Raw genomic sequence first — 6,216 nt, forward strand, 5'->3', positions numbered from 1 at the left:
GCGTCTCAACAAGGATAAAACATGAATATCGACGCATTAATCAATCACCCAGAATGGCTACTGCTGGTATTAGCGCCCTTATTCGTGGTGTGCATGTTGGCTGAGTATTTTATCGGTCAGAAGCAAGGTCGACTACCAGACAATTCCAACTATAAACTTTCAGAAGTGATGTGTAACTTCACGCTGGCGGGAATGCATCAACTCTCCGATTTGCTCACTGGGTTATTGGTCGTGCAGCTGTATCTATGGCTGTTTGGTTGGCGCTTAATGGACATTGAAATGGGCGTGCTGAGTTTTGTCGTATTGATGGTGTTACAAGACTTTTTCTATTATTGGTTCCATAGAGCAAGCCATCGTATTCGCTGGATGTGGGCCGCGCACGTCGCGCACCACAGTTCAGAACAGATGAACTTCAATACGGCTTTCCGTCAGAGTTTGATGTACCCATTCGCAGGCATGTGGCTATTTTGGGTACCGCTCGTCATCATAGGTTTCGAGCCTAAATGGGTCATCTTTGTAGTGCTTCTGAACCTAGGTTTGCAGTTCTTCGTCCATACACAATGGATACGAAGCTTGGGGCCACTTGAATACATCTTTAACACCCCTTCGCATCATCGAGTACATCACGGCAAAAACCCGCAATACATAGATAAGAACTACGCCGGTGTTTTGATCATTTGGGATAAATTGTTTGGTACGTTCGAACCGGAAGTTGAAACCGTACGTTACGGCGTCACTAAACCAGTAAACAGTTTTAACCCTATAATCGTCACCTTTCAAGAATGGAAGGCTATATTCAAAGATTTGAGAAACCGAGAGCTAACCATTAAACAGAAAGTCCAGTTGATACTCTCACCCCCATCGGATTAAACGGACGATAGACAGATTGTATTAACAAAGATACCGCCTCAACTGGATTCAAAGACATCCCCACCGACTCGATTGAATAGTAAAGCACCGTTTTCCGACAATTTATTTGTGATCTGGGTTGCACGCGTACCGCATACTATCAGATACTGAACAAAACTAACCTTCAGCCACAGTAAACGTTCTGCGCTTGCTGTTCAGGAATTTCAATGAGTTCAGATAATCAGCCGACCTACTTCTTTTTCGATTACGAAACTTGGGGCGTTAGCCCAGCAAAAGACCGTCCGAGTCAGTTTGCAGGTGTTCGTACCGACCAAGATTTCAATGTTATTGGAGAGCCTCTGGTTATCTATTGCCAACCTCCTGCTGATTACCTCCCTGCACCTGAAGCTGCATTGATTACCCGTATCACGCCACAGAAAACGGCTTCACAAGGTCTTCCTGAACCTGAGTTTATCGCTAAGATCCATGCTGAGTTGGCGAAACCAAACACCACAAGCCTTGGCTACAACAGTATCCGATTCGATGATGAAGTAACGCGTTACACCTGTTACCGAAATTTCATTGACCCATATGCGTGGAGCTGGCAGAACGGCAACTCACGTTGGGATCTATTAGATGTAATGCGCGCTGTTCACGCACTGCGCCCTGAAGGCATTGTTTGGCCAGAGAACGAAGAAGGTTATCCAAGTTTCAAACTGGAACACCTATCTGTGGCAAACGGCATTGAACACGAGAACGCGCACGATGCGATGGCCGATGTTATTGCGACCATCGAGTTAGCAAAGAAGCTTAAAGCTGCACAACCTAAGATGTTCGATTACCTTTACAACATGCGTCATAAGCGTAAGCTAAATGACCTAGTTGATATCGTAAACATGACACCATTGATGCACGTTTCGGGCATGTTTGGCCGTGACTGCAACTACACAAGCTGGATTGTGCCTATGGCTTGGCACCCAACTAATCAAAATGCGGTTATCGTGGTTGATTTAGCTAAAGATCCAAGCCCACTACTAGAACTGGACGCTGATGAACTCAGAGACAGACTCTACACCAAACGCAGTGAACTGGGTGAAGACGAGCTACCCGTACCAATCAAATTGGTTCAACTGAACAAGTGCCCTATTCTTGCTCCAGCCAAAACGCTGACGGCTGAAAATGCCGAAACCATCGGTATCGATCGCCAACAATGCTTGAAGAACTTGGCACTGCTGCGCGAACATCCAGAGATCCGCGAAAAACTGATCGGCCTGTACTCACAAGAACGCGAGTACGAAAAGAGTGATGATGTTGATACACACCTTTACGACGGTTTCTTTTCACCTGCTGATAAAACAGCGATGAACATCATTCGTGAAACTGACCCGAACAACTTGGCAGCTTTGGATATCACCTTCAGTGACGAACGTATTAAACCGTTACTGTTCCGTTACCGTGCACGTAACTTCCCATGGACGCTCGACGAAGCTGAGCAATTGAAATGGGCAAACCATTGTCGTGAGTTTTATGAGTGCCGTTTAGAAGAGTACATGCTCAACCTTGAAAACCTCGCGCACGAACATGAAAGTGACGAGAAGAAAATGGCTATCTTGAAGGCGGTTTATCAATACGTAGAAAAGTTAGCTAGTTAATTCCATTATCAAGAGACGTAACACTTTGAAAGAAAGATTGATCCAACTGGTTTACTGCTTAATCTCCTTCACCTTAATCATAGGTGCACTTACAGTAGGTAACGCGTTACAGCACTTTTTGGATACCTCAATCCCAGGCAGTATTTTTGGCATGTTGATTCTGTTTGCTGCCATGGTGATTGGTATTGTTCCTTCGCACTGGGTACAACCCGGTGCAAGCTTGATTATCCGCCTAATGATCTTACTGTTTGTTCCGATCAGTGTTGGGTTAATGGATCACTTCGACATGCTCATCACGAAGGCATTGCCAATTATGGCCAGCGCCGTTGGTGGCACGTTGCTGGTGTTGGTGTCCTTATCATGGTTTTTAGACCGCTTGCTTTCGAGAGGTAACTGATCATGTGGATTCTACTCACCATCGTGGTATTCCTGTTTGCTCGCTGGGTAAGTCAAAAAGTAAACTCACCGCTGTGTAACCCCCTGCTGATCAGCATTGGTATCATCATTCCGATACTCACGTTCTTCAAAGTACCGTTTGAGACTTACTATGCGGACAACACCTGGATTACCTACATGCTGCAGCCCGCGGTAGTTGCCCTTGCTTATCCGCTTTATGAACAGCTACCTCAAATCAGAGCCAACTGGCGCATCATCACCTTTGCTTGCACACTAGGCAGTGTAATGTCGATGACAACGACAGCATTGATCGCTGTGGCTTTTAAAGCAGACTTAAGTTTGATTGCGAGTTTATTAGGTAAATCAGTCACCACGCCAATTGCGATGGAAGTATCGAGCCATTTAGGTGGTGAAGCAGCGATTGCGGCAATACTGGTATTGATTGTTGGTCTGTTTGGGGCGATTTTTGCTTACCCAATCTACAATCTCATTGGTATTAAGAGCCCTATTGCCCGAGGTTTAACCATGGGTACCGTATCTCACGCTTTAGGCACTGCAACCTGTGCTGAAAAGAATCAGGAAGATGCAGCATTCAGTTCTTTGGCTCTTGTGCTTTGCGGCGTCATTACCTCAATCATCGCACCGAGTATATTTTCGCTCGTGGTTTGGTTCTATTCTTAACCTAAACGATCACTACGCGATTCAGCCCAACCAGAATGCTGTTTATTACAGTGTCTGTTTGGGCTTTTTATTCGCATTTATTTAGCAATAGCAGCCAAATCGCGCCCTGTTTAGGCCAATAAATGGGATATCAATGGTAGTTTTTACTCTTGCAATCGATTTCATCTGTGACCTCACTCTAATTATGCAAACCAATGTAACAACAACAACGCAGTGGTGATCCATGTCACAGAAAATTCCTGGGCATTACATAGAATTAAAGCCTAAGGTCAATTAAGGATTCAACATGAACAGTCGTATTACCCTGGCGCTGGAAAGTGCTCCAACAGCAATCAAAGCACTTTTGAGTGACATCGTATTAGCAGACAACTTTGACGCGACATTGTCTCCAGAACAATTTGCTAGCCTACTGCAAGCAAGTGGTTTAGCGGATGACGAGCTACGTATTGCGCTACTTCCTTTTGCCGCAGCCTATTCTTACGCTCCGTTATCTGACTTTTATGTTGGTGCAATCGTGCGTGGTTTGTCCGGCACTCTGTATTTTGGTGCAAACCTTGAAATCGCTGGTGCTCAACTTGGCCAAACAGTACACGCTGAGCAATCTGCAATCAGCCACGCTTGGATGAAAGGCGAACAAGGTATTTCTGATATCACCATCAACTTCAGCCCTTGTGGTCACTGTCGTCAATTCATGAACGAACTGACCACAGCAAAAGAACTTAAAGTTCAGCTTCCACAACGTGATGAAATGTCTCTGCAAGAGTACCTACCAGACTCGTTCGGCCCTGCTGATTTAGGTGTGACGACTGGCCTAATGACTAAGCTTGATCATAAACACACGACTGAAGAAACAACGCCTATTGTTGTAGAAGCGCTAGCAGCACTAAACCGCAGCCATGCTCCTTACACCAAAAACCTAAGTGGTGTTTCACTGCAATTGACGTCGGGTGAGGTTTTCACTGGTGCTTACGCTGAAAACGCAGCGTTCAACCCGAGCTTACCTCCTCTGCAAGTGGCGTTGATTCAACTTAAACTGGCTGGCTTCGATTTTGAACAGATTGAAAACGCAGCCTTGGTTGAAATTGCCGAAGGTAGCATCAGTCACCTAGCGGATACGCAATCTACATTAGAAGCGATTAATCCCGACATTCCAGTGACTTACTTAGCAATCTAAGTACATCTGATTAACAAAATTTTAAATAAGCAGCCCTATTTTACAGGGCTGCTTTTTTTATGCTTCTAATTCACACCTCAACTTGCGCAAACGTTTGCTTTTATTCTTCAAATAAGTATGATCACCCCGTTTTCAATCAATCGTTCAAAAGATCGGAAGGAATTTCTATGTTTGGTACTGCTACTCGTGAAAATGCTACTCGTGTACTTCTATTAGGTTCAGGTGAACTGGGTAAAGAAGTTGCTATTGAGTGCCAACGTTTAGGTTTGGAAGTTATTGCATGTGACCGCTATGCAGACGCACCAGCGATGCAAGTCGCACATCGTAGCCATGTACTAGACATGTTAGATGGTGATGCACTTCAAGCTATCATTGAACTTGAAAAACCAGATTATGTGGTTCCTGAAATTGAAGCTATTGCCACCAGCAAGTTGGTAGAGCTAGAAGCGCAAGGTTTGAATGTCGTTCCAACTGCGAATGCAACCAAGCTAACCATGAACCGAGAAGGCATCCGACGTCTAGCTGCAGAAGAGCTAAAGCTGAGCACTTCTCCTTACCGCTTTGCAGACACCTTTGAAGACTTCGCTGCCGCTGTTGAATTCGTGGGCATGCCTTGCGTTGTTAAGCCAGTAATGAGCTCTTCAGGTAAAGGCCAAAGCGTTATCAAAACAGAGGAAGACATTCAAAAGTCTTGGGACTACGCACAAGAAGGCGGTCGTACTGGCGCGGGTCGCGTAATCGTTGAAGGCTTCATCGACTTTGATTACGAAATTACGCTACTTACCGTTCGCGCAGTCGACGGTGTGCATTTCTGTGCGCCTATCGGTCACCGCCAAGAAGATGGTGATTACCGTGAGTCATGGCAGCCACAAGTCATGTCAGACAACGCACTCAAAACAGCGCAATACACCGCTGAACAAGTGGTTAACGCATTAGGTGGTCACGGTATCTTCGGCGTAGAGCTGTTTGTTAAAGGCGATCACGTTATCTTCAACGAAGTATCCCCTCGCCCACACGATACTGGCTTAGTGACTCTTATGTCTCAAGACTCATCGGAATTCGCACTGCACGTACGCGCGTTTACCGGTATGCCGATCAAATCCATCACGCAATACGGACCATGTGCATCAGCGGTTATCCTAGGCCAAGGCACTTCAACCAACATTCGTTTTGAAGGTCTTACAGAGGCACTAGACGCACCACAGACGCAAGTTCGCTTGTTTGGTAAACCTGATATCGATGGTCGCCGTCGTCTAGGTGTTGCGCTGACTCGTCGCAACAGCACTGAGACTGCGATTGAAGATGCAATTGAGAGTGCTTCTAAAGTAAAAGTAATTTACTAACCTGCTATTCAATTCTGAACAATCACGATTTCAAATCTGAATAATAAAAAAGACGGGCTATCGAGCCTAATGCCGATCAGTTAAAGCCAAAGTGATCGGTTGAAGGATCCTTCCGAGCTGT

6 protein-coding genes are annotated in these 6,216 nt (G+C 45.5%); all 6 read left to right on the forward strand.

Annotated elements, in window-relative coordinates:
• Positions 1–21: 21 nt before the first annotated feature.
• A complete protein-coding gene (locus AB6E08_RS13225) occupies positions 22–870 on the forward strand; it encodes a sterol desaturase family protein (protein WP_372064471.1) in 849 nt (282 codons plus the stop codon).
• Between the two features lie 206 nt (positions 871–1,076).
• Positions 1,077–2,501, forward strand: coding sequence for an exodeoxyribonuclease I (gene sbcB, locus AB6E08_RS13230; protein ID WP_372064469.1), 1,425 nt, complete (start codon positions 1,077–1,079; stop codon positions 2,499–2,501).
• Positions 2,502–2,526: 25 nt separating this feature from the next.
• Positions 2,527–2,898 carry a CidA/LrgA family protein gene (locus AB6E08_RS13235; RefSeq protein ID WP_372064468.1) on the forward strand — a complete coding sequence of 124 codons (372 nt, stop codon included), beginning with the start codon at positions 2,527–2,529 and terminating at the stop codon, positions 2,896–2,898.
• A 2-nt stretch (positions 2,899–2,900) separates the two neighbouring features.
• Positions 2,901–3,578 (forward strand): LrgB family protein, encoded by a 678-nt coding sequence (locus AB6E08_RS13240; RefSeq protein ID WP_012604141.1) that lies wholly within the window; start codon positions 2,901–2,903, stop codon positions 3,576–3,578.
• A 286-nt stretch (positions 3,579–3,864) separates the two neighbouring features.
• Positions 3,865–4,752, forward strand: a complete 888-nt coding sequence (gene cdd / locus AB6E08_RS13245; protein ID WP_012604142.1) for a cytidine deaminase — start codon at positions 3,865–3,867, stop codon at positions 4,750–4,752.
• Between the two features lie 167 nt (positions 4,753–4,919).
• Positions 4,920–6,095 (forward strand): formate-dependent phosphoribosylglycinamide formyltransferase, encoded by a 1,176-nt coding sequence (purT, locus tag AB6E08_RS13250; protein ID WP_372064465.1) that lies wholly within the window; start codon positions 4,920–4,922, stop codon positions 6,093–6,095.
• Positions 6,096–6,216: the final 121 nt, after the last annotated feature.

Origin of the sequence: Vibrio sp. 10N.247.310.24 (assembly GCF_041467175.1) — a bacterium.
Taxonomy (GTDB): domain Bacteria; phylum Pseudomonadota; class Gammaproteobacteria; order Enterobacterales; family Vibrionaceae; genus Vibrio; species Vibrio tasmaniensis_A.